The organism is Bradyrhizobium sp. 44 (assembly GCF_023073095.1).
Classification (GTDB): domain Bacteria; phylum Pseudomonadota; class Alphaproteobacteria; order Rhizobiales; family Xanthobacteraceae; genus Bradyrhizobium.
This window is the reverse complement of the sequence record NZ_JADPIY010000014.1, coordinates 899,370-922,846: the sequence shown is the minus strand read 5'-3', so window position 1 is coordinate 922,846 and position 23,477 is coordinate 899,370. Positions and strand designations below refer to the sequence as shown.

At 64.5% G+C, this 23,477-nt stretch carries 24 protein-coding genes; 17 read left to right on the top strand and 7 right to left on the bottom strand.

Annotation, left to right across the window (positions count from 1 at the left end; genetic code table 11):
- The first annotated feature begins 9 nt into the window (after window positions 1–9).
- Window positions 10–1,218 (top strand): acetyl-CoA C-acetyltransferase, encoded by a 1,209-nt coding sequence (locus IVB41_RS15210; protein WP_027570024.1) that lies wholly within the window; start codon window positions 10–12, stop codon window positions 1,216–1,218.
- Window positions 1,219–1,236: 18 nt separating this feature from the next.
- On the top strand, window positions 1,237–3,450 hold the full coding sequence (locus IVB41_RS15205; RefSeq protein WP_247432327.1) for an FAD-dependent oxidoreductase: 2,214 nt from the start codon (window positions 1,237–1,239) through the stop codon (window positions 3,448–3,450).
- Between the two features lie 71 nt (window positions 3,451–3,521).
- On the opposite strand, the gene gstA is transcribed toward IVB41_RS15205, so the two are convergent.
- Window positions 3,522–4,136 (bottom strand): glutathione transferase GstA, encoded by a 615-nt coding sequence (gstA, locus tag IVB41_RS15200; RefSeq protein ID WP_007605052.1) that lies wholly within the window; start codon window positions 4,134–4,136, stop codon window positions 3,522–3,524.
- Window positions 4,137–4,262: 126 nt separating this feature from the next.
- On the opposite strand from gstA, the gene IVB41_RS15195 reads away from it, so the two are divergent.
- The 3 genes from IVB41_RS15195 (at window position 4,263) to IVB41_RS15185 (ending at window position 6,912) form a co-directional block, all read left to right on the top strand.
- Entirely contained in the window at window positions 4,263–4,757 is a 495-nt protein-coding gene (locus IVB41_RS15195) for a MarR family winged helix-turn-helix transcriptional regulator (protein ID WP_027570026.1), read from the top strand.
- A 99-nt stretch (window positions 4,758–4,856) separates the two neighbouring features.
- Window positions 4,857–6,227, top strand: coding sequence for a glutamate--cysteine ligase (locus IVB41_RS15190; RefSeq protein WP_027570027.1), 1,371 nt, complete (start codon window positions 4,857–4,859; stop codon window positions 6,225–6,227).
- 112 nt (window positions 6,228–6,339) lie between these two features.
- Window positions 6,340–6,912: a PAN domain-containing protein gene (locus IVB41_RS15185; protein ID WP_247432324.1), complete on the top strand. Its 573-nt coding sequence runs from the start codon at window positions 6,340–6,342 to the stop codon at window positions 6,910–6,912.
- Between the two features lie 123 nt (window positions 6,913–7,035).
- On the opposite strand, the gene IVB41_RS15180 is transcribed toward IVB41_RS15185, so the two are convergent.
- The 4 genes from IVB41_RS15180 to IVB41_RS15165 form a co-directional block, all read right to left on the bottom strand.
- Entirely contained in the window at window positions 7,036–7,602 is a 567-nt protein-coding gene (locus IVB41_RS15180) for a nucleotidyltransferase family protein (protein WP_247432321.1), read from the bottom strand.
- Between the two features lie 54 nt (window positions 7,603–7,656).
- Window positions 7,657–8,433 (bottom strand): signal peptidase I, encoded by a 777-nt coding sequence (gene lepB, locus IVB41_RS15175; RefSeq protein WP_018460010.1) that lies wholly within the window; start codon window positions 8,431–8,433, stop codon window positions 7,657–7,659.
- Window positions 8,430–9,857, bottom strand: coding sequence for a metalloprotease TldD (gene tldD / locus IVB41_RS15170; protein WP_247432317.1), 1,428 nt, complete (start codon window positions 9,855–9,857; stop codon window positions 8,430–8,432). The genes lepB and tldD overlap by 4 nt, the downstream gene beginning before the upstream one ends.
- A 118-nt stretch (window positions 9,858–9,975) precedes the next feature.
- Window positions 9,976–10,521 carry an invasion associated locus B family protein gene (locus IVB41_RS15165; protein ID WP_247283155.1) on the bottom strand — a complete coding sequence of 182 codons (546 nt, stop codon included), beginning with the start codon at window positions 10,519–10,521 and terminating at the stop codon, window positions 9,976–9,978.
- A gap of 448 nt (window positions 10,522–10,969) precedes the next feature.
- Between IVB41_RS15165 and coxB the strand changes: the two genes are divergently transcribed.
- From coxB to IVB41_RS15120, 9 genes are all read left to right on the top strand, one after another.
- Window positions 10,970–11,809, top strand: a complete 840-nt coding sequence (coxB, locus tag IVB41_RS15160) for a cytochrome c oxidase subunit II (RefSeq protein ID WP_247362964.1) — start codon at window positions 10,970–10,972, stop codon at window positions 11,807–11,809.
- Between the two features lie 87 nt (window positions 11,810–11,896).
- A complete protein-coding gene (gene ctaD, locus IVB41_RS15155) occupies window positions 11,897–13,522 on the top strand; it encodes a cytochrome c oxidase subunit I (RefSeq protein ID WP_007605061.1) in 1,626 nt (541 codons plus the stop codon).
- A 60-nt stretch (window positions 13,523–13,582) separates the two neighbouring features.
- Window positions 13,583–14,527 (top strand): heme o synthase, encoded by a 945-nt coding sequence (locus tag IVB41_RS15150; protein WP_027570034.1) that lies wholly within the window; start codon window positions 13,583–13,585, stop codon window positions 14,525–14,527.
- Window positions 14,524–14,700, top strand: coding sequence for a hypothetical protein (locus tag IVB41_RS15145; RefSeq protein WP_007599435.1), 177 nt, complete (start codon window positions 14,524–14,526; stop codon window positions 14,698–14,700). Before IVB41_RS15150 ends, IVB41_RS15145 begins: the two co-directional genes overlap by 4 nt.
- Window positions 14,701–14,705: 5 nt before the next feature.
- On the top strand, window positions 14,706–15,356 hold the full coding sequence (locus IVB41_RS15140) for a cytochrome c oxidase assembly protein (protein WP_247432314.1): 651 nt from the start codon (window positions 14,706–14,708) through the stop codon (window positions 15,354–15,356).
- A gap of 78 nt (window positions 15,357–15,434) precedes the next feature.
- A complete protein-coding gene (locus IVB41_RS15135) occupies window positions 15,435–16,331 on the top strand; it encodes a cytochrome c oxidase subunit 3 (protein WP_007599437.1) in 897 nt (298 codons plus the stop codon).
- Window positions 16,332–16,431: 100 nt separating this feature from the next.
- Window positions 16,432–16,833, top strand: a complete 402-nt coding sequence (locus IVB41_RS15130) for a DUF983 domain-containing protein (protein ID WP_027570036.1) — start codon at window positions 16,432–16,434, stop codon at window positions 16,831–16,833.
- On the top strand, window positions 16,830–17,582 hold the full coding sequence (locus IVB41_RS15125) for an SURF1 family protein (protein ID WP_027570037.1): 753 nt from the start codon (window positions 16,830–16,832) through the stop codon (window positions 17,580–17,582). Before IVB41_RS15130 ends, IVB41_RS15125 begins: the two co-directional genes overlap by 4 nt.
- 114 nt (window positions 17,583–17,696) lie before the next feature.
- A complete protein-coding gene (locus IVB41_RS15120; protein WP_027515278.1) occupies window positions 17,697–18,062 on the top strand; it encodes a nuclear transport factor 2 family protein in 366 nt (121 codons plus the stop codon).
- Between the two features lie 64 nt (window positions 18,063–18,126).
- On the opposite strand, the gene IVB41_RS15115 is transcribed toward IVB41_RS15120, so the two are convergent.
- The gene (locus IVB41_RS15115; protein ID WP_247432310.1) at window positions 18,127–19,467 is read right to left on the bottom strand and encodes a histidine kinase; all 1,341 of its coding nucleotides are present in this window, start codon (window positions 19,465–19,467) and stop codon (window positions 18,127–18,129) included.
- A gap of 85 nt (window positions 19,468–19,552) precedes the next feature.
- Between IVB41_RS15115 and IVB41_RS15110 the strand changes: the two genes are divergently transcribed.
- Window positions 19,553–20,197, top strand: coding sequence for a response regulator transcription factor (locus tag IVB41_RS15110; protein WP_008541266.1), 645 nt, complete (start codon window positions 19,553–19,555; stop codon window positions 20,195–20,197).
- A gap of 64 nt (window positions 20,198–20,261) precedes the next feature.
- Here IVB41_RS15110 and IVB41_RS15105 read toward each other — a convergent pair whose 3' ends face one another.
- The gene (locus IVB41_RS15105; RefSeq protein WP_247432307.1) at window positions 20,262–20,573 is read right to left on the bottom strand and encodes a hypothetical protein; all 312 of its coding nucleotides are present in this window, start codon (window positions 20,571–20,573) and stop codon (window positions 20,262–20,264) included.
- A gap of 177 nt (window positions 20,574–20,750) precedes the next feature.
- On the opposite strand from IVB41_RS15105, the gene thrC reads away from it, so the two are divergent.
- Complete coding sequence (thrC, locus tag IVB41_RS15100; RefSeq protein ID WP_247283169.1) at window positions 20,751–22,169, top strand: threonine synthase; 1,419 nt, start codon at window positions 20,751–20,753, stop codon at window positions 22,167–22,169.
- Window positions 22,166–23,455: a pitrilysin family protein gene (locus tag IVB41_RS15095; RefSeq protein ID WP_247283171.1), complete on the top strand. Its 1,290-nt coding sequence runs from the start codon at window positions 22,166–22,168 to the stop codon at window positions 23,453–23,455. Before thrC ends, IVB41_RS15095 begins: the two co-directional genes overlap by 4 nt.
- Window positions 23,456–23,477: the final 22 nt, after the last annotated feature.

The window sequence follows — 23,477 nt, the reverse complement described above, 5'->3', positions numbered from 1 at the left end:
GAGGGCGTTATGCCTGAGGCATTCATTTACGACCACGTCCGCACCCCGCGCGGCCGCGGCAAGGCGGACGGCGCGCTGCATGAAGTCACCGCGCTCGCGCTCGCGACCGTGCCGCTCAAGGCGCTCAAGGACCGCAACAACCTGCCGGAAGATTCCGTCGATGACGTCATTCTCGGCGTGGTCGATCCGGTCGGCGAAGCCGGCTCCGACATTGCGCGCTTCGCCGCGCTGAAGGCGGGCCTCGGCGAAGCGGTACCGGGCGTGCAGATCAGCCGCTTCTGCGCCTCCGGCCTCGACGCCGTGAATTTTGCCGCAGCCCAGGTGATGAGCGGCCAGCACGAGCTCGTGATCGGCGGCGGCGCCGAATCGATGAGCCGCGTCGGCATCGGCGCCTCCGGCGGCGCCTGGCCGATGGACCCGTCGATGGCAGTGCCGGCCTATTTCATGCCGCAAGGTGTCTCGGCCGATCTGATCGCGACCAAATACGGCTTCTCGCGTGACGACGTCGATGCCTATGCGGTGCAGAGCCAACAGCGTGCGGCGAAGTCCTGGGATGAAGGCCGCTTCGACAAGTCGGTCGTCCCGGTGAAGGACATCAACGGCCTCACCATCCTCGCCAAGGACGAGCATATGCGTCCTTCGACGACGATGCAGTCGCTGGCGCAGCTGCAGCCGGCGTTCACGATGATGGCACAGATGGGCGGCTTCGACGGCGTCGCGGTGCAGTCGCATCCGGAAATCGAACGCGTCAATTACGTGCACCACGCCGGCAATTCGTCGGGCATCGTCGATGGAGCCGGCGCGGTCCTGCTCGGCAGCAAGGAAGCCGGCGGCAAGTACGGCCTGAAGCCGCGCGCGAGAATCCGCGCCTTCGCCAATATCGGCTCTGAGCCCGCGATGATGCTGACCGGTCCGGTCGACGTCACCGAAAAGCTGTTTGCGCGCTCCGGCATGAAGAAGTCGGACATCGACCTGTTCGAGCTCAACGAAGCCTTTGCCTCCGTCGTGCTGCGCTACATCCAGGCCTTCGACATCGACAACGCCAAGATCAACGTCAATGGCGGTGCGATCGCGCTCGGCCATCCGCTCGGCGCGACCGGTGCCATGATCCTCGGGACCGTGCTCGACGAACTCGAGCGCACCAACAAGGCGACCGCACTGGTGACGCTGTGCATCGGCGGCGGCATGGGCACCGCGACCATCATCGAACGCGTCTAAGGGTAGGGAGCAACCAGCATGGCTTACAAGAACTTCAAGGTTGAGACCGATTCCGACGGCATCGCGCTGGTCACCTGGGACATCCCGAGCCGTTCGATGAACGTGCTCGACGAGACCTCGACCAATGAGCTCGACGCGATCGTCAAGGCAACCACGGCGGATGCTGCGGTGAAGGGCGTCGTCATCACCTCTGCAAAGGAGGCGTTCTGCGCCGGCGCGGACCTGTCCATGCTCGAGGGCATGAACCAGGCCTACGCAAAAGTGTTTGGGGAGCAGGGCGAGACCGCCGCGAACCAGATGCTGTTCGAGCAGAGCCGACGCTTCTCGCAGGTGCTGCGCTCGATCGAGACCTCCGGCAAGCCGTGGGCGGCGGCGATCAACGGCCTCGCGCTCGGCGGCGGTTTCGAGATCACGCTGTGCTGCCACTATCGCGTGGCGGCGGAGAATCCCAAGACCCGCCTCGGCCTGCCCGAGGTCAAGGTTGGCCTGTTCCCGGGCGCCGGCGGCACGCAGCGCGTGCCGCGCCTGGTGCCGCCTCAGGACGCGATGACGATCCTGCTCAAGGGCGATCCGGTCACGATCGAGAAAGCCAAGGCGCTGAATCTGATTCACGCCGTCGTTCCCGCCGCCGATCTCATTAAGGCGGCAAAGGACTGGATCAAGGGCGGCGGCAAGGCCGTCGCGCCCTGGGACGAGAAGGGATTCAAGCTGCCGGGCGGCCCGGTGTTCTCCAAGGCCGGCATGATGATGTTCCCGGCCGGCAACGCGATCTATCGCCGTGAGACCTACGACAATTATCCGGCCGCGCGCGCGATCATGAGCTGCGTCTATGAGGGCCTGCAGCTGCCGATCGACGCCGCATTGCGCGTGGAATCGCGCTACTTCACCTCGGTGCTGCGCTCGAAGGAAGCAGCCGCGATGATCCGCAGCCTGTTCCTGTCGATGCAGGAATTGAACAAGGGTGCGCGCCGTCCGAAGGATGTGCCGCCGACCAAGGTGAAGAAGATCGCCGTGATCGGCGCCGGCTTCATGGGCGCGAGCGTCGGCTATGTCTCGGCCCGTGCCGGCCTCGACGTCGTCCTGATCGATCGCGACCAGGAGAGCGCCGACAAGGGCAAGGCGCATGCGCAAAAGGTGATCGAGGAGCAGATCAAGAAGGGCCGCGCCAAGCCCGGTGACGCAGAAGCGCTGCTCGCCCGCATCACGCCGACCGCGGACTATTCCGCGCTGAAGGACGTCGATCTCGTCATCGAGGCCGTGTTCGAGGACCGCAAGGTCAAGGCTGATACCTTTGCAAAGGCGCAGGAGCACATGAAGCCGGACGTGATCTTCGCGTCCAACACCTCGACGCTTCCGATCACCTCGCTGGCGGAATCCTTCAAGGACCAGGGCAGGTTTGTCGGCATCCACTTCTTCTCGCCCGTCGAGAAGATGATGCTGGTCGAGATCATCCAAGGCAAGAACACCGGTGATCTCGCGATCGCGACCGCGCTCGATTACGTCCGGCAGATCGGCAAGACGCCGATCGTCGTCAACGACTCCAGAGGCTTCTTCGCCAATCGCTGCGTCGGCCGCTACGTCGCCGAAGGCAACGAGATGTTCCTCGAAGGCGTGCCGCCGGCGATGATCGAGAACTGCGCCAAGATGGCCGGCATGCCGGTCGGCCCGCTCTCGCTGTCGGACGAGGTTGCGCTCGACCTCGGGCTCAAGATCATGAAGGCGACGGAAGCCGACCTCGGCCCCAACGCCATCAATCCCGACCAGAAGAAGCTGATGGTGGAAATGGTCGAGAAGCAGGGCCGACTGGGCCGCAAGAACAGCAAGGGTTTTTACGACTACCCCGAGAAGGGCAAGGGTCAGAAGAGCCTGTGGCCGGGCTTGTCCGCGCTGCAACCCAAGCAGCTCGACCCTGATACCCTCGACGTCGAGGAGCTGAAGCAGCGCTTCCTGGTGGTGCAGGCGGTGGAGGCCGCGCGCACGGTGGAGGACCACGTCATCACCGATCCGCGCGAAGCGGATGTTGGCTCGATCCTCGGCTTCGGCTTCGCGCCGTTCACCGGTGGCACGCTGTCCTACATCGACTTCATGGGTCCCAAGAAGTTCGTCGAGCTTTGCCACAAGCTGGAAGCGAAATACGGCTCGCGCTTCACCCCGCCGAAGCTCCTCGAGGAGATGGCCGCGAAGGGAGAAACCTTCTACGGCCGCTTCGCGCCGAAGAAGGCGGCCGCGTGATTCTCTGAACCCCTAGCCGGGATGAAAAATACGAAAGGCCGGATCTCGATCCGGCCTTTCGCATCTGCGCCTCAGGCAGCCTGAATCAGCCCTTCCTTCTTCATCGCTTCCTGCACCTGCGGCCGCGCCGCGACGCGGGTCTTGTACGCGGCAAGGTTCGGCATCGCCGAGAGGTCGAACTTCATCCGGTCGCCCCAGGTCAGCATCGTGAAGAGATAGCCGTCGGCCACCGTGAACTGCTTGCCCATGAGGTAGTCGCGGCCGGCGAGCTGGCTGTCGATGTATTTCAGCTTGCCCATGACGCGGTCCTTGAAGAAGGCCTTGGCCTCGTCGTTTAGGGCCGGCGCGAACATCGGGCCGAAGCTCTTGTGGACCTCCGAGGTGAGGAAGTTCAGCCATTCGAGCAGCTTGTAGCGCTCGGCGCTGCCGTGGGCCGGCGCCAGCGCCTTGGCTGAGGCCTGATCGGCGATCATCTGGACAATCACCGGGCCTTCGGTCACGATCTCTCCGCTATCGAGGCCCAGCGCAGGGACCTGGCCCTTGGGGTTCAGCTTCAGATAATCCTCACCGTTTTCGAGCTTCTTGGCCCGGATATCGACCTTGACCAGTTCATAGGGCAGGCCGGCCTCCAGGAGCGCGATATGGGGGGATAGCGAGCAGGCACCGGGCGAATAGTACAATTTCATGGAATTTCCTCCTCTTGTTGCTTGGTTCAGGCGAAAGAACGACTACATGCATCTGCTTGAAATAGTCAAGATTGATGCAGGTGCATCGAATAGGGTAAGAGACGGGCGACGAGCTTGAGCGGGACCATGAAACGCAAACCATCGACCGAGGCGACTTCCGCCTGGATCCGCTTGATGCGGGTGCAGAGCCGTGTGCTCAATTGCGTCGAGCAGGACCTGAAGAAGGCCGGCTTCCCGCCGCTGGCATGGTATGACGCGCTGCTCGAACTGTCACGGGCGCCCTCGGGCGAGCTCCGGCCGGTCGAACTCGAACGGCAGATGCTGATCCCGCAATATTCGACATCGCGGCTGATCGACCGTCTGGTCGACGAAGGCCTCGCCTCGCGGCGTGAATGCAAGATCGACAAGCGCGGCCAATTCGTGGAGATCACGGAAGCCGGCCGCGAATTGCAGAAGCGGATGTGGGGCGCCTATTCGGCCGCAATCGAGAAATATGTCGGTTCGAAACTGTCCGATGCGGATGCCGTGAAGCTCAGCGGTCTGCTCGACCGTCTCGGCTGCTCGTGCGGCGAGATGAAACTGCCGCCTGCCCACGTCAACGAAACCACGCCGTCGCGATGAGCGCGCGGCACACCAGCTCGTCCGTGCAGCCGGTGGCTGCGCGGACCATCCCTGTCACCCACGCGCGTTCGATCGAAGCGCTTTTGATTAGAGTCTGATATGGCGCGAGACCAGATCGATATGACGCCGTTGCAATCGCGTGACGAGCTCGTCAAGTGGTTCGAGGAAGGCTGCAAGGACCCGTCCGAATTCCGCATGGGCACCGAGCATGAGAAGACGCCGTTCACGCTCGAAGGCCACCGCCCGGTGCCCTACGAAGGCCCGCGCGGTATCGGCGCGCTGCTCGAAGGCATGAAACTCCTGCTCGGCTGGGAGCCGATCATGGAGAAGGGCAACATCATCGGCCTCTACGACGTCACCGGCGGCGGCGCGATTTCGCTGGAGCCCGGCGGGCAGTTCGAGCTTTCGGGCGCCCCGGTCGAGAACGTGCACCAGACCCAGAGTGAGCTGATGGCGCATCTGGCGCAGGTGCGCGAGATCGCGACGCCGCTCGGCATCGGCTTTCTCGGGCTCGGCATGACGCCGTCCTGGTCGCGCGCCGACATCCCGGTGATGCCCAAGGGCCGCTACAAGATCATGACCAATTACATGCCGAAGGTCGGCCAGTACGGCCTCGACATGATGTACCGGACATGCACGGTCCAGACCAATCTCGACTTCTCCTCCGAAGCCGACATGGTCAAGAAGCTGCGTGTCTCGCTCGCGCTCCAGCCAGCCGCAACCGCCTTGTTCGCCAACTCGCCGTTTACCGAGGGCAAGCCGAATGGCTTCCTCTCCTTCCGGTCCGAGATCTGGCGCGACACCGACAACGCGCGTGCCGGCATGATGCCTTGGGCATTCGAGGATGGCATGGGCTTCGAGCGCTATGTCGACTACGCGCTCGACGTGCCCATGTATTTCGTCAAACGCGACGAGGACTACATCGACGTCTCGGGCTCCTCGTTCCGCGCCTTCTTCGATGGCCGCAACAACAATTTGCCCGGGGAACGTCCGACGTTGTCGGATTGGGCCAACCATCTTTCGACGATTTTCCCGGAGGTGCGGCTCAAGCGCTATCTCGAGATGCGCGGCTCTGATGGTGGCCCGTGGGGCCGACTGCCGGCGCTATCGGCGTTCTGGGCCGGGCTGCTCTACGACGATGTGTCGCTGGATGCCGCCTGGGACTTGGTAAAGCAGTGGAACGCGCATGAGCGTCAGGCCCTGCGCGACGACGTGCCGCGCTTCGGGTTCAAGTCGCGGATCAAGGACCGCTATCTGTTCGAGATCGCCAAGGAGTGCCTCGCTTTGGCACATGCCGGCTTGCGCCGGCGCGGCCGGATCGACCAGCTCGGCCGCGACGAGACCAGGCATCTGGAGCCGCTTGACCGCATCATCGATTCCGGCCGCACGCCAGCTGAGGAGATGCTCGACAAGTTCAAGGGCCCGTGGAACGGCTCGGTGGAACCGGCGTACGCGGAATACGCGTTCTAGACCAAGGTCCCAACGGTCGGGACTCGAGCCGTTCATCGCCCGTACAGGTTTGCGGCGATCAAATGGCCGGCTGAAAAACCCGAGCGTCGTCAATAACTCGAAAGCTGTTCCGATGGGGAAGGGCCGCCTGGCCGTCATGGCAAGGGTCCTGGCAAGCGTCGTGGCCTGCGCCGCGCTGCTTTCGCTCGCGTTTGCGAGCTGGCCTGCGCGCGCGCAGACGGCGTTCGATCGGCCAGGCGGAGACTATTTCAGCACCCCCGTCACGTCGGGCGATCCCGAGGATTGCGCACTGCTGTGCGAGCGCGACCGCCGTTGCCGCTCGTGGAGCTTCAGCTATCCTGACGTCGAAGGCGGCTCGGCGGTGTGCTGGCTGAAGAACACGGTGCCTGCGCGCGTGCCGGGAAGCTGCTGCATCTCCGGTGTGCGCGGTGCCGGCGTGATCGAGCCGCGTGTCGAAGGCGTGGAGACCTCGATCGACCGCCCCGGCGGCGATTTGCGCAATTTCGAGATGAAGGACGGCGAAGGCGAAGAAGCCTGCAAGGCCGCCTGCACCGCCGACAACAAATGCCGCGCCTTCACCTATGCCCGCCCGGGCTACACCGGACGCGAAGCGCGCTGCTTCCTGAAAAAGGAAATCAAGCCGCCGCGGCGGAAGGCGGGGTTCACGTCGGGCGTGGTGCGGTAGCATGCAGCTCTCACCACCGTCATTGCGAGCGTAGCGAAGCACTCGAGAATTGCTTCCGCGGCGGCAGTCTGGGTTGCTTCGTCGCTTCGCTCCTCGCAATGACGAGGAGGGTAAAGCGACACCTCACTCGGCCGCGATCACCGTGATCTCGGGCCACAGCGTCTTCCAGCGTGCCGCCTTCGCCGCGTAATTGGCGGCGGAAAAATTCGGCGCCCGATTGGGTCGCACGATCAGCTTCGCGACGTCGTCGAACCCGTGCGGCGCGTAGACGTCGAAATCCCCGCCGGCAGGGCGGATGCCCACCTGCGTATTCTCCGTGAGGAAGCGGTCGATACCGTCGGTCGCGCGCATCAAGGGCGGATAGGGCAGACCGTGCTTGCCGGGATACCAAACGTGCACGCGCGCCTGGTTGCGGATTTCGACCTTGGCGCCGAGATGCGCGAGCGGCGCGTGCAGCTTGCGGATCACCGCGTCTTCCGCCTCCCATGCGGTGTCGGAATCGAAATAGAACACGTCATAATCGACGATGCCGTGATCGATCGGGCGGCCCGTGAGCACGTTCCACACCGTCTGCACCAGGCAACCCGCGACGAGCCACGCATCCGGCACTGCGAGACGATGGATTTCATCGAGGATCGCTGCGTTGAACGGATTTCGCAGGGCGAGAGCCAGAAATTCGTCGCGGATCATTACTGTTGCGCTCCCTCTCCCGCGTGCGGGAGAGGAGTGAAGACATTCCGGCCTTCAATGCACGGCGGTGAAAAACCGTGCCATGCGAAATCCGGACAGCCAGGTCCACACCGGCTGGCCCCGGATGCCGAGATCCCAGGATCCGAGCACGGCATCCGCGCGGCCGACCAGATTGTCGATCGGCAGCATGCCGACGCCGCCGGAGCGCAAGGGCACGCGGCTGTCGGCGGAGTTGTCGCGGTTGTCGCCGAGCACGAAGAGATGGCCAGCCGGCACCGTCACTTCCTGCGTATTGTCGAGCGGACCGTTGTCGCGCATCTTGAAGATCAAATGCGAGACGCCGTTCGGCAGTGTCTCGACATAGCGATAGGCGGGTTCGCTGCCGCCATTGTCGTCCTCGGCGGCGCCAACGCCGTCCGGCTTCAGCTCGGCGGGGCGGTCGTTGACGAAGAGCTGGCCCTGGCGCAGCTGGATGCGGTCGCCGGGCAGACCCACGACGCGCTTGACCCAGGCCTGCGAGCGGTCGCCGGGCCAGCGGAAGACCACGACGTCGCCCTGCTTCGGTGTCTCCGCGAACACGCGGCCGCTCTCGGGCAGGTTGATCTGGATCGGCAGCGACGAGGTGCCGTAGCCGTAGGGGAATTTCGAGGCGATCAAGGCGTCGCCGATCAACAGTGTCGGCTCCATCGACCCCGACGGCACGTAGAACGGCTCGGCCAGCGCACCCTTGGCGATGAACACCGCCGCGACGATGCCTGCGAGCTGCACGAGCTGGCCGCCCCAGCCGCTGCTCTTCCGCTTGGTGGTGACAGTTATCTTCTCGACGCTCATCCGCCTGTTCCACCCACCGTAATGCGTTCCATCAACAGCGACGGCTGGCCGACGCCGACCGGCACGCCCTGACCGTTCTTGCCGCAGGTGCCGATGCCGGTATCGAGCGCGAGGTCGTTGCCGATCATGCGGATGCGATGCAGGTCGGTCGGCCCGTTGCCGATCAGCATGGCGCCCTTCAGGGGCGCACCGATCTTGCCGTTCTCGATCTTGTAAGCCTCGGTGCACTGAAACACGTATTTGCCCGAGGTGATGTCGACCTGGCCGCCGCCGAAATTCGCGGCGAAGACGCCGTTCTTCACCGAGGCGAGGATCTCGGCCGGATCACGGTCGCCCGCGAGCATGTAGGTGTTGGTCATGCGCGGCATCGGCACATGGGCATAGCCCTGGCGGCGGCCGTTGCCGGTCGGTTTCATGTTCATCAGGCGCGCGTTCTGACGGTCCTGCATGTAGCCGACCAGGACGCCGTCCTCGATCAGCACGGTGCGGTTGGTCGGCGTGCCCTCGTCGTCGATCGACAGCGAGCCGCGGCGCGAGGCAATGGTGCCGTCGTCGACCACGGTGACGCCCTTGGCCGCGACCTGCTGACCCATCAGGCCGGCAAACGCAGACGTCTTCTTGCGGTTGAAGTCACCTTCGAGGCCATGGCCGACCGCCTCATGCAGCATTACGCCGGGCCAGCCGGCCCCGAGCACGACGTCCATCTCGCCGGCGGGGGCGGGAACCGATTCCAGATTGACCAGGGCCTCGCGCAGCGCGCCATCGGCGGCGTCGCGCCAATTCTTGCTTTCGATGAATTCGGCGTAGCCGGCGCGGCCGCCATAGCCCTTGCTGCCGCTCTCCTGGCGGTCGCCCTGACCGGCGACGACGGAGACGTTGACGCGCACGAGCGGGCGGATGTCGCGATAGCTCTCGCCGTCGGGCCGCAGGATATCGACCACCTGCCAGGTCGCGCCCAGGCTGACGCTGACCTGCCGCACTCGCGGATCCTTGTCGCGCAGATAGGCGTCAATCTCGGCGAGCAGCTTGACCTTGGTCTCGAAGCCGGGGGCATCGAGCGGATTGTCGTCACTATAAAGCCGCACGTTGGTATGCGCTGGAGGCGCGGCGAAGCTGCCGGAATAACCACCGCGCACCGCCGCGACCGCGTCCGCAGCGCGAATCAGCGCCGGCAGCGACACGTCGGAGGAATGCGCGTAGCCGACGGCGTCGTCCTTGACGGCGCGCAGGCCAAAGCCCTGCGAGGTGTCGTAGGTCGCCTGCTTCAGCCGTCCATTGTCGAACATCAGCGCTTCGGTCTGGCTGTATTCCAGGAACAATTCGCCGTCGTCGGCACCGGCAAGCCCGCGCGCGAGCTCGTTGCGAACCTGGTCGCGGTCGAGATTGGCGCGGTCGAGCAGGGAGGTTGTGGCAGGGTTGGTCATGCGTCCGTCCATTATCGGGGGATGTGAGGCAAGATAATGGTTTCCCGGCAGTTCCGCGAGGGCGCCAAGTCTCACATTACGGAAACAATAGGATTCGCGGGCCTAACCGCCCTTCGCCCTACGGCAGCTTATCATATCCCTCGCCGAGCCCGTTCAGGCTGAGCGGGAAGCCGATGCCTTCTTCCGGGGTCTCGAAGATGATGAAGGTCGCGGTCTTGGCGGTGCGGAGCTGGCCGAGCAGCTTGTCGTCCATCACGACCTCGGCGACGCAGCCATTGGGCAGGCAGCGGACGAAGCCGGCGCGGCCGACATCCTGGTTGTCGAGCTTGAGGCCGAGGCCGGAGGGCAGGAGAACGCCGAGGGGGGCGACCACCCGCATCAGGCGGCTCTTCTGGTCGGCGGTCTTGAGAACGATCACGGTCAGGCCGGCGTTGGAGCGGTCTTCGGCCACCACGCTCTGGATCAGGGCGCATTGCTCGGACTGGGCGCCCGGCGGGGTGTCGCAGCGGATCTGCCAGTCGCCATGGACGGAGCGCACCGCGCCCTGCGCATGGGCGAGGCCCGGAAGCGCCAGGACGACGACCGCCGCCAGCAGGGCAATCAGCATCGTGAGGCTGCCAGCCTGGCTTTTAGCTCGCCTTGCCATGGATCTCGAAAACCCCATCGGGTCGGTCCCTCTGCTCGCCTGGGTCGCTCGCGCCGGGCGGACTGATACGGGAATGACGGCGTCTTGAAGGCGATTCGCAAGCAAATTCCACGCCGCCACGGCCGCCGTCGCCCGCACGAATCAGGTTCCTGTGCGGCTGTCTGCCAGTGCCTACCGCGGGCAATTCCGCTGTCAAGCCGCAGCATCCCGGGAAATGGTAATTTTGTCTGATGTTACTAGGAAATATCTTGCGGGTGATGGCTGACAGACGAGGCTCAAGACTGCATTGCGATAGATCAAGAATTATGGTTTGAGAGGCTTGATTTCGGCGTTCTAGCGATCTGGCCCCAATTCCTCTTAGAGGTATTCTTGCGCGGCGGTTTGTCAGACGGGGGGATCGAATAAAGCGTTTCCCGAAAATAGGGGAATGCACTTGGGGTGATTTCGTTAGGGGAGCGCGAACGGCATGAAGATGTCGATGGGCCCGGTGGGCCGGCACTTGCTGGGATTGGCCGTGGCGGGTCTGACGCTGGCGACGGGCGGCGCGGCATTTGCCGAGCTCGGGCAACCGGCTGCGTGGGAGTGGACTCTTCAGCAGTCCGCGTCCCCGGTGATGGACAACATCGTCTGGTTCCACAATTTCCTGTTCGTGCTGATCACGCTGATCACGCTGTTCGTTCTGGCGCTGCTCGTGATCGTGGTCGTGAAGTTCAACGCGAGAGCCAATCCTGTGCCGTCGCGGACCACGCACAACACGCTGATCGAGGTGGCATGGACGCTCGTTCCGGTGCTGATTCTGGTCGGTATCTCGGTGCCGTCGTTCCGCCTCCTGTTCCTCGAGCTCGACGTGCCGAAAGCGGATCTGACCATCAAGGCGACCGGCAAGCAGTGGTACTGGTCCTACGCCTATCCGGATAACGGCAAGTTCGAGTTCGACTCGCTGATGGCCCAGGACAAGCAGCCCCGTCTGCTCGGCGTCGACAACGAGATGGTGGTGCCCGTCAACAAGGTGGTCCGGGTTCAGGTCACCGGCGCCGACGTGATTCATGCCTTTGCGCTGCCGGCCTTTGGCGTCAAGATCGACGCCATTCCGGGCCGGCTCAACGAGACCTGGTTCAAGGCCACCAAGACCGGCATGTTCTACGGCCAGTGCTCGGAATTGTGCGGCAAGGACCACGCCTTCATGCCGATCGCTATCCGCGTGGTGAGCGACCAGGAGTTCGCCTCCTGGGTCGAGACCGCGAAGAAGAAATACGCGAGCGGCGGCACCAGCACCTACGCCTCCACGGCCGGCCCGACGCAGTAAGCGCCGGGCGAAGGGTTCGAGGAAACTGAAAGCGACATAAGGCGAGACCTCCAGAGGTCCGATCGGGACGCAAGGCAGGATTAGAAAATGGCAACGAGCGCAGCGGCACACGGCGATCACGCGCAAGACCACGGACATGACGAGCACGCCCATCCGACCGGATGGCGGCGCTACGTCTATTCGACCAACCACAAGGACATCGGCACGATGTACCTGATCTTCGCGGTCATCGCCGGCGTCATCGGCGCCGCGATGTCGATCGCGATCCGTGCCGAGCTGATGTATCCGGGCGTGCAGATCTTCCACGAGACGCACACCTACAATGTGTTCGTGACCTCCCATGGTCTGATCATGATCTTCTTCATGGTCATGCCTGCGATGATCGGCGGCTTCGGCAACTGGTTCGTGCCGCTGATGATCGGCGCGCCCGACATGGCGTTCCCGCGCATGAACAACATCTCGTTCTGGCTGCTGCCGGCGTCGTTCGCGCTCCTGCTGATGTCGACCTTCGTCGAGGGCGAGCCGGGCGCCAACGGCGTCGGCGCCGGCTGGACCATGTACGCGCCGCTGTCGAGTTCGGGCCATCCGGGCCCGGCCGTCGACTTCGCGATCCTGTCGCTGCATCTGGCGGGCGCCTCGTCGATCCTCGGCGCCATCAACTTCATCACCACCATCTTCAACATGCGCGCGCCGGGCATGACCCTGCACAAGATGCCGCTGTTCGTGTGGTCGATCCTGGTGACGGTGTTCCTGCTGCTGTTGTCGCTGCCGGTGCTCGCCGGTGCGATCACGATGCTGCTCACTGACCGCAATTTCGGCACGACGTTCTTCAACCCCGAAGGCGGCGGCGATCCCGTGCTGTTCCAGCATCTGTTCTGGTTCTTCGGTCACCCCGAAGTGTACATCCTGATCCTGCCCGCCTTCGGCATGGTCAGCCAGATCGTCTCGACCTTCTCGCGTAAGCCCGTGTTCGGCTATCTCGGCATGGCCTACGCCATGGTCGCGATCGGCGGCATCGGCTTCGTGGTGTGGGCGCACCACATGTACACGGTCGGCATGTCCTCGGCGACGCAGGCCTATTTCGTCGCCGCCACGATGGTCATCGCGGTCCCGACCGGCGTGAAGATCTTCTCGTGGATCGCCACGATGTGGGGCGGCTCGATCGAGTTCCGCGCGCCGATGATCTGGGCGGTGGGGTTCATCTTCCTGTTCACCGTCGGCGGCGTCACTGGCGTGGTGCTGGCGAATGCCGGCGTCGACCGCGTGCTGCAGGAGACCTACTACGTCGTCGCGCACTTCCACTACGTGCTCTCACTCGGCGCGGTGTTCGGAATCTTCGCCGGCTGGTACTACTGGTTCCCGAAGATGTCGGGCTACATGTACAATGAAGGGCTCGCCAAGGCGCACTTCTGGGTCACCTTCATCGGCGTGAACCTGGTGTTCTTCCCGCAGCACTTCCTCGGTCTGTCGGGCATGCCGCGGCGCTATGTCGATTATCCCGACGCGTTCGCGGGCTGGAACCTGGTCTCGTCGGTCGGCTCCTACATCTCCGGCTTCGGCGTGCTGATCTTCCTCTATTGCGTGATCGACGCCTTCGCGAAGAAGGTGCCGGCTGGCGACAATCCGTGGGGTGCAGGTGCGACCACGCTGGAGTGGACGCTGCCCTCGCCGCCGCCCTTCCACCAGTTCGAAGTGCTGCCCCGCGTGCAGTAAGCCAACGCTCGCGGCGCCCGTGACGGGCGCCGCGGCTCGACAAAGAAGCGAGTCAATCTAGTGTCCGTCCTCGACCACAATGCCGTCGACATCAATCCCCGCATCTCCGAAGCGGAGGTTGGCGATTACATCGCGCTCCTGAAGCCGCGGGTAATGTCGCTGGTGATCTTCACCGCGCTGGTCGGAATGGCGATGGCGCCCGGGCATTTCCACCCGGTGCTGGCCTTCACCTCGCTGCTCTGCATCGCCGTCGGCGCCGGCGCGTCCGGGGCGCTCAACATGGCGCTGGAAGGCGACATCGACGCCAAGATGTCGCGCACGGCGAACCGGCCGATTCCGCGCGGCCGCATCACCCGTCCCGAGGCGATGACCTTCGGCATGACGCTCGCCTTCTTCTCGGTGATGACGCTCGGCATCCTCGTCAACTGGATCGCGGGCGCGCTGCTCGCCTTCACCATCTTCTTCTACGTCGTGATCTACACGATCGGCCTGAAGCGCTGGACCGCGCAGAACATCGTGATCGGCGGTGCCGCCGGCGCGCTGCCGCCGGTGGTGGCCTGGGCCGCGGTCACAGGCACGGTCGACGTCGAGCCTCTGCTGCTGTTCGCCATCATCTTCTTCTGGACCCCGCCGCACTTCTGGGCGCTGGCGCTGTTCCGCTCCGACGACTACGCGCGCGCCGGCATTCCGATGCTGCCCAACGTCGCCGGTCCCGACGCGACGCGGCTTCAGATCCTGCTCTATACCATCGTGCTGATCGCAGTCGCGGCTGCGCCCTGGGCGCTCGGCTATTTCGACGCCATCTACGGCATCGTCTCGCTGATCCTCGGCGCCGGCATGCTGGCGTTCGCCATCAATGTCTATGTCCGTCGCGAGCGCAGCCAATCGCTGCGGGCGACCCGCAAGCTGTTCGCGTTCTCCATCCTTTATCTGTTTGCGCTGTTTGCGACCTTGCTGGCCGAGGTCGTGTTCCGGGCGCTTGCGCCGATGGTAGGGGGCGCATGATCGCAGGAATGGCCGACAAACCCGAGATAGATGGAATCGTCCTCACCGAGGCGCAGAAGAAGAGCCGTCGTCAGCGCTCGATCGCGATCGCGCTCGCGCTCGGCGTGCTCGTGGTGCTGTTCTTCGCCGTGACCATGGTCAAGGGGCCGGCCGTGCTCGTCCGGCCGATGTAGGAAACATGGATCAGAAGCCGATCATATCGCGGGATCAGAGCCGGACGGCCACCAAAGGCCGCAGGCCTGCCAAGGGGCTTGGCCGCGACGTGGTGGTCGCCTCGATCTGCGGCGGCGTGGTCGCGCTGATGGTCGGCGCCTCCTACGCGGCGGTGCCGTTCTACAACTGGTTCTGCCGCGCCACCGGCTTCAACGGCACGACCCAGGTCGCGACCTCGGCGCCGGCCAGCGGGCCGATCGCACGGAAGATCGCGGTGCGTTTCGATTCCAACGTTGCGCCCGGCCTGCCCTGGAAGTTCGAACCAGAGCAGAGCGAGATCGAGGTCAATATCGGCCAGGTCGTGACCGTCTTTTACACGGTGACCAACCAGGCCGCACGGACCACTGCAGGCCAGGCCGCCTACAATGTCGCGCCGCTGACGGTCGGATCCTATTTCCAGAAGATCAACTGCTTCTGCTTCACCGAGCAGACCATGGCGCCCGGCGAGAAGCGCGAGATGCCGGTCGTGTTCTACGTCGATCCGTCGATTGCCGACGACCACGAGAACGACGGTCTCAACACGATCACGCTGTCCTACACGTTCTATCCGGTGAAAGATCCGGTGGTGAAGCCGCTCGCGGCCAGCGAAGACGACAAACGCAAGGGAAATCTCTGATCTCCGGGCTCACGCGCCGGGGTTGGAAATAAGGGGATAGGTGCCTGACAGGCACGGGATTGAGGAGCGAGACCGCAAATGGCAACGGCGCACACCAAGCATCACGACTACCACCTGGTCGATCCCTCGCCATGGCCCGTCGTCGGCTCCATCTCCGCCTTCATCATGGCGGTCGGCGCGATCACCTGGATGCACCACATGTTCTCGGCTGCGCCGATCATCTTCGGTGTCGGCACCGTCGGTGTGCTCTACACCATGGCGAGCTGGTGGGGCGATGTGATCAGGGAAGCCCAGTACAAGGGCGATCACACCCGCGTGGTGCAGCTGCATCACCGCTACGGCATGATCCTGTTCATCGCCTCGGAGGTGATGTTCTTCGTCGCCTGGTTCTGGGCCTATTTCAACGCGGCGCTCTTCCCGGCCGACGCCGTCCACGCCACCCGCGATGCGGTGTTCGGGTGTGGTCTCGGGACCGCGGCCGGCGCCTGCGCCGTGCCGGGGACCTGGCCGCCGCACGGCATCGAGACCTTCGATCCCTGGCATCTTCCACTCCTGAACACGCTGATCCTGCTCACCTCCGGCACCACGGTGACCTGGGCCCACCATGCGCTGCTCGAGAACGATCGCCAGGGCCTGAAATATGGCCTGATCCTCACTGTCGTGCTCGGCGCGCTCTTCACCTGCGTGCAGGCCTATGAGTACAGCCACGCGGCCTTCTCCTTCGGCGGCAACGTCTACGGCGCGACCTTCTTCATGGCGACCGGCTTCCACGGTTTTCATGTGCTGGTCGGCACCATCTTCCTGCTGGTGTGCCTGTTCCGCGCCTATGCCGGCCACTTCACGCCGACCCAGCATCTCGGCTTCGAGTTCGCCGCCTGGTACTGGCACTTCGTCGACGTGGTCTGGCTGTTCCTGTTCCTCTGCATCTATGTCTGGGGACACGGCGCCGAGACCATGGCCCACGGCGCGCATTAAGCGGGCTGACTTCGGATCGAGAAAGGGCGGCCTCCGGGGCCGCCCTTTTGCTTTTTTGCGCGCAGGGGTTTCGGCAGAAACTGTGATAGACCCTGTCATCATGAACGAAGCCGCCGATACGTCCGAGCCGCAAGCCACCGTCCTGCAGAGCGCGCTGCGCGGGCTTGCCTGCAAATGCCCGCGCTGCGGCCAGGGCAAGCTCTATGCGGGCTTCCTGACGCTAGCGCCGTCCTGCGAGCGTTGCGGCCTCGACTATGCCTTCATCGATTCCGGTGACGGTCCGGCGATCTTCATCATCATGCTGGCCGGCGCGATCGTGGTCGGCTGCGCGCTCGTCGTCGAAGTCAAGTACCAGCCGCCGTACTGGCTGCACGCGGTGTTGTGGCTGCCGCTGATCCTCGCGACGACCCTGCTGCCGTTGCGCGCGATGAAGTCGCTGTTGATCGCGCTGCAATTCCACCATAAGGCGGCGCCGGGCCGGCTGGTCGACCGCGCGAAATGAACGAGACCGCGCGCAAGCCCCGCGTGGCCGGCTTCGCGCTGTTCACGCTATTCCTGACCGCGGTCTGTATCGTGCTCGGTGTCTGGCAATTGCAGCGCCGCATCGCCAAGCACGAGCTGATCGCCGCACTGACCGAGCGCCTCGCGGAGGCACCGGTCGCTCTGCCGCCGCCGGCACGATGGGCCGCGCTAAGTCCCGCGCGCGATGAATTCCGCCGCGTCAGCTTTACCGCGACCTACGCGCCCTTGCCCGACGCGATGGTCTATTCCCCCGGCTCCGCCGTGCGCAAGGACGCGTCGGGCCCCGGCACCTGGGCGTTCCTGCCGGCGCGGCTGCCGAGCGGCGAGACGGTGGTGATCGATGCGGGCTTCGTCGAAAACACCATGCAGGATCGCAGCGTCGAGGATCGAGCGGTCAAGAAGCTCGTCACGGGGCAGGAGGTCTCGTTTACCGGTTATCTGCGCTTCCCCGAGGCGCCTGGCTGGCTGACTCCGGCGGAGAACCGCGACAAGCGGCTGTGGTTCGTGCGCGATCACGTGGCGATCGCGAGCGCGCTGGGCTGGGGCGCGGTTGCGCCGTTCTATGTCGACCTTGAGCAGCCGGCGCCCGAGAACGGCATTCCGCGGCCGGGACCGCTCGACGTGCATCTCAAGGACGATCACCTGCAATACGCCATCACCTGGTTCACGCTTGCAGGCGCCGTGCTCATCGCCTTCGCCGTGTGGGCAAGAGGGCGGCGGCGGGGCTGAGCTCCGTAGATCCACCTAGGGAACCCGGTATCGCCCGGGGTTTACCATTCAGCGCACATTCACGAGTGTGGTCCTAAGCCGCCATCGTTTTTTCGCGGCAGACAGGATTGCAGCGTGAGCGATTTCGACCAGATGGGAATTGTCGTCGACTGGGTGGATGCCTGCAGGAAGGGCGACCTCGCGACGCTCCTCGACCTCTATGCGGACGATGCGCAGGTCGAATGCACGTGCAACGGCACGCAGCACTATCGCGGCCGGAGCGAGCTCGAAGCCTATTGGCAGCCGCGGCTCAGCGCTTTTTCGTCGGCCGGTTTTGGGCTGGAGGAAATCCATCCTGCGCCCCACGGCATCGATCTCGAATATTCCGTCGCCGGCGCGCTGCGCATCCGCGCCTCGTTTTGCTTCAGCCCGGACGGCAAGATCCGCGCCACGCTGTGCGAACCGGCGCGACAGAACGCGCAGCTTGGCTGTGCTTGCTAGAGACTCCAGATTCTTATTTTGACGCGTTTTCTTCACGCGAACCGGTATCCACCTCGCGAAAACGCTAGCCGGTGACCGGCGCCTCGCGCGCCGGTCCGGCGGGAAGGCGGCAGCGCACATAGGTCCGGTCGTCCACGCGCAGCAGTGACAGCGATCCGCTGAGTGCGCGCACGCGCTCATGCATGCCGGTCAGGCCGCGACCGAACAAATTGCCTTCGGGGAAGCCGCCACCGTCGTCGGAAATCTCGATGACGACCGCCTCGCCGGCGAAGGTCGCCTGCACATGGGCATTGCTGGCGCCGGCATGACGCAACACGTTGGTCAGCGCCTCCTGAATCACGCGATAGACGGTTTGAGCCAGCGGCCCGTCGATCGCGTTGAGATCCGGATCGATCGTGTCCGTCAGGTCGAGTGACGGCGCCTGCTTGCGGAAATTCCGGAGCAGCGTCTGCACGGTGGTCTCCAGACCCAATTCCTCGATGTAGAGCGGTCGCAACCGGTCGAGGATGCGGCGGTTGGTCTGCTGGAGCGCCTCGACCGATTGCAACACATCCTGCGCCGAACTGCTGGGATTTCCCGCCGGGGGCGAGGCGTCGGCCAATGCGATCGTGCCGGCGCGGATGCTGAACAGCAGCGGACCGAGTTCGTCGTGCAGTTCGCGCGCGAGATCGCGCCGCTCGTCGTCCTGGAGCGACACCAGGCGGTGCAGCAGGTCGCGATTGTCCTGGCTCAATTGCGCCAGCGTTTCGGCCAGCGCGTTGGCCTCCTCGCAGCTTTGCCGGATTTCCGGCGGTCCTCCGACCGGGATCGGCGTGGCGTAGTCGCCGCGCCGCATCCGCGTGAGCCCTTCGCCGAGATATTGCAGCGGGCGCAGGGCCGATCCCGCGAAAACATAGGCAATGGTGCCGGTGAGCACCATCAGCACGGCAACGAGGCTGGTCAGCGCGAGAAAGCCGATCCATTTCTCGAACAGGTCGGCCGACAGGTCCGGCCGGAAGACGAGATCGCCGACACGTTTTTCGCCGATCGTCACCGGAGCTGCCGCCTCCATGTCCGGAATGGTGAGCAGGTCGACAAACCATTGCGGGACGCCATGCGGCTTGCGCGGACCGTCCCTCGCTGAGGACGCGGGACCCATCTCCGCGGCACGGAATTGGATATCAGAGGAGTTGTCCAGAGAATGGACAAAGGCGTCGAGCGTCTGCCGCGGATTGTTCGAGGTGCGCAGGGCGTTGTTGAGCGCGGCGGCAACGGTCTGGATCGAACGCCGCCCCGGCTCGTTCTCGTCCGCCAATTGGTCGGTCGCGAAGATCTGGAGCAGCACGCCGCTCATGATCAGCGCGGCGAGGAAGCTCAGGCCGAGCGGCAGAAACAGTTGGGTTCGGAACGAGAGGCGTTGCCACATTAGGTCAATTCTAACGCGCATCGGTCGGATTTGCTCTTTCCATTTGTTCCCGTCGGTTTATGAGTCGAAAAACTAGAGAGTTACAATGCAAGATACTGCCAAGCCGGCGACCCGCGTCCTGATTGTCGACGACCATCCCGTGGTCCTGTCCGGTTGCCGCACCCTGTTCGCCTCCGACCATTCGATCCGGATCGACGAGGCGACCGACGCCAAATCCGGGCATCGCGCCTATGTCAGCAAGCGGCCCGACGTCACTGTGATCGACATCAGCCTGCCGGACGTCTCCGGCTTTGAACTGATGCGGCGCATTCGCAAGGACGATCCCGACGCCAAGATCATCATGTTCAGCATGAACGACGATCCGGCCTTCGTGGTGCGGGCGGTCGAGCTGGGCGCGCAGGGCTACGTCTCCAAGGGCGACGATCCCCGGATCCTGCTCAAGGCGGTGCGCAAGGTCGTTGCGGGCGACAATTTCATCTCACCGCAGCTCGCGGAAGCCGTGACGTTTTCCGGCGCGGCGATCAAGGCCAATCCCGCCTCGCAGATGACGCCGCGGGAGCTCGAGATTCTCCGCCTGCTGGGGCGAGGCGACAAGATCGTCGAGGTCGCCGAGGCGCTCGGTATCTCTTACAAGACCGTCGCCAACACCACCTCCCTGCTCAAGCAGAAGCTCGGTGCCAAGAACCATTCCGACCTGATCCGGATCGCGGTGGAAATCGGGATGAACTGACGCCCGGGGCGCCGAACCGGCTGCTCCAGGATGCTGCCGGTTCGGCGGGCGGACCGGTCGGCGCTCAGCCGGGCAATGCATGGATAGCGCCGACACCATCCGCCGACACAATGAGCGCAGCCGTCGTTCGTTCCCGAACGGTCTGTCGCTCGGGATATAATGGCAATGTGCGATGCGGTGCCGCTGGCGAATGCTTGTCCGGGCCGAAACCTGTCGGGAAAAACAGGAACATTTTCTCACACAACCCGTTTTGTCCCTTGACGATGTCGTGACAGCCGACGAAAGCTTGCGCGAACAGTTTTTGCGGGTCGGTGACCCCAAGAGGCCAAACCGGTCTGCACACAACGACAGACCTTCCAAGAGAGGGCTGCGGCATTGCCGCAGCCCTTTTTGTTGGCAGCCTTTTTCCTTGGATGGCCCCAGCCGCGAAGCGGTTTCCTGATGCCGCAAAACACTTTATGGTGGCTCAAAGCCTCTGGCTGTTGACAAGTAATTTCGTAAAATCAAAGGCTTGCGGATCGAGCCCAGGCTCGGCCGGCCTTTGGAGGGCAGTTTGACTCGTTATATCTCGACCCGGGGCGAGGCCCCCGAACTCGGCTTCTGCGATGTGATGCTGACCGGGCTCGCCCGCGACGGCGGCCTGTATGTGCCGGCCACCTGGCCGCAACTCTCGACTGACGCCATCGCCGGCTTCTTCGGTCGTCCCTATTGGGAGGTCGCGGTCGAGGTGATCCGCCCCTTCGTCGCCGGCGAGATCTCGGACGCCGAGCTCGGCCGCATGGCGAACGAGGCCTACGCCACTTTCCGCCATCCGGCGGTGGTGCCGCTGCGCCAGATGGCGCCGCACCAGTTCGTGCTGGAGCTGTTCCACGGTCCGACGCTCGCTTTCAAGGACGTGGCGATGCAGCTGATCTCGCGGCTGATGGACCACGTGCTCGCCAAGCGCGGCCAGCGCACCACCATCGTGGTCGCGACCTCGGGCGACACCGGCGGTGCTGCAGTCGACGCGTTCGCAGGGCTCGAGAATGTCGACCTCATCGTGCTGTTCCCGCATGGCCGCATATCCGAGGTGCAGCGGCGGATGATGACGACGACGGGCGCGGCCAACGTCCATGCGCTCGCCGTCGAGGGCAATTTCGACGATTGCCAGGCCCTCGTGAAGGCAATGTTCAACAACCATCGCTTCCGCGATGCGACGTCGCTGTCCGGCGTCAATTCCATCAATTGGGCGCGGATCGTCGCCCAAGTGGTCTACTATTTCACCTCCGCCGTTGCCGCCGGTGCACCCGCGCGCGCGGTGGACTTCGTCGTGCCGACCGGCAATTTTGGCGACATCTTCGCCGGCTATGTCGCCAAGCGCATGGGTCTTCCGGTGCGGACCCTGGGCATCGCCGCCAACGTCAACGACATCCTGGCGCGCACGCTGAAGACCGGGATCTACGAGGTGCGGGAGGTCCACGCGACGGCGTCGCCGTCGATGGACATCCAGATCTCCTCGAATTTCGAGCGGCTGCTGTTCGAGGCTGGCGGCCGCGATGCTGCCGGCGTGCGCCGTCTGATGGATTCGCTGAAGCAGTCCGGCCGCTTCGTGCTGCCCGATGCGACGCTGGCCGCGATCCGCGAGGGATTCGACGCGGGCCGGGCCGACGAGACCGAGACCGCGGCCGCGATCCGCGCCGCCTGGCGCGAGGCGGGCGAACTGGTCGATCCCCATACCGCGGTCGCGCTTGCGGTCGCCGACCGCGACACCACGGACAGGACGGTTCCCAGCATCGTGCTGTCCACCGCCCATCCGGCCAAATTCCCCGATGCGGTCGAAGCGGCCTGCGGCCAGCGGCCGCAACTGCCGGCCTGGCTCGATGGCCTGATGACCAAATCCGAACACATGAAGGTGATGAAGAACGACCAGGCCGAGGTCGAGCGGTTCGTGCTGTCGGTCAGCCGCGCCGCGAAACAGGGAGTTGCCGGATGAGCGTCGAGATTTCCAAGCTTGCGTCCGGCCTGACTGTCGTCACCGACAAGATGCCCCATCTCGAGACTGCGGCGCTCGGCGTCTGGGCCGGCGTCGGCGGGCGCGACGAGAAGCCCAACGAGCACGGCATCTCGCATCTTCTGGAACATATGGCGTTCAAGGGCACGACGAAGCGCTCCTCGCGCGAGATCGTCGAGGAGATCGAGGCGGTCGGCGGCGACCTCAACGCCGGCACCTCGACCGAGACCACGTCCTATTATGCGCGGGTGCTGAAGGCCGACGTGCCGCTCGCGCTCGACGTGCTCGCCGACATCCTGGCCAACCCGGCCTTCGAGCCCGACGAGCTCGAGCGCGAGAAGAACGTCATCGTGCAGGAGATCGGCGCGGCGCAGGACACGCCTGACGACGTCGTGTTCGAGCATCTCAACGAGCTCTGCTATCCCGACCAGCCGATGGGCCGCTCGCTGCTCGGCACTGCGAAGACCTTGCGTGCCTTCAGCCGCGACTCGCTGCGCGACTATCTGTCGACGCATTACCGCGGCCCCGACATGGTGGTGGCGGCAGCCGGGGCGGTCGATCACAAGCAGGTGGTCGCCGAGGTCGAGCAGCGCTTTGCCAGTTTTGAGGGGACCGCGGGTCCCAAGCCGCAAGCCGCGCAGTTCGGCAAGGGCGGTACCAAGGTGGTGCATCGCGAACTCGAGCAGGCGCATCTGACGCTGGCGCTGGAGGGCGTGCCGCAGACCGATCTGTCGCTGTTCTCGCTCCAGGTCTTCACCAACATCCTCGGCGGCGGGATGTCGTCGCGGCTGTTCCAGGAGGTGCGTGAGAAGCGCGGTCTCTGTTACTCGATCTACTCGTTCCACGCCCCCTATACCGACACCGGCTTCTTCGGCCTCTACACCGGCACCGATCCGGCCGATGCGCCCGAGATGATGGAGGTCGTGGTCGACATCATGAATGATTCGGTCGAGACCCTGACCGAGGTCGAGATCGCGCGGGCCAAGGCGCAGATGAAGGCGGGGCTGCTGATGGCGCTGGAGAGCTGCTCGTCCCGCGCCGAGCAGCTCGCCCGGCATGTGCTGGCCTATGGCCGGCCCCAGACCGCCGAGGAGCTGGTGGCCCGGATCGACGCTGTCAGCGTCGAATCGACCCGTGATGCGGCGCGTGCGCTGCTTTCGCGCAGCCGCCCTGCGGTTGTCGCATTGGGCAGTGGCAGGGGTCTGGACACGGCGGTGTCTTTTGCGGAAGGATTGACCCGGGCACGCGCCAAGGCGCGGCTGCATTAGGAGCCGCGCACGGGTTGATCCG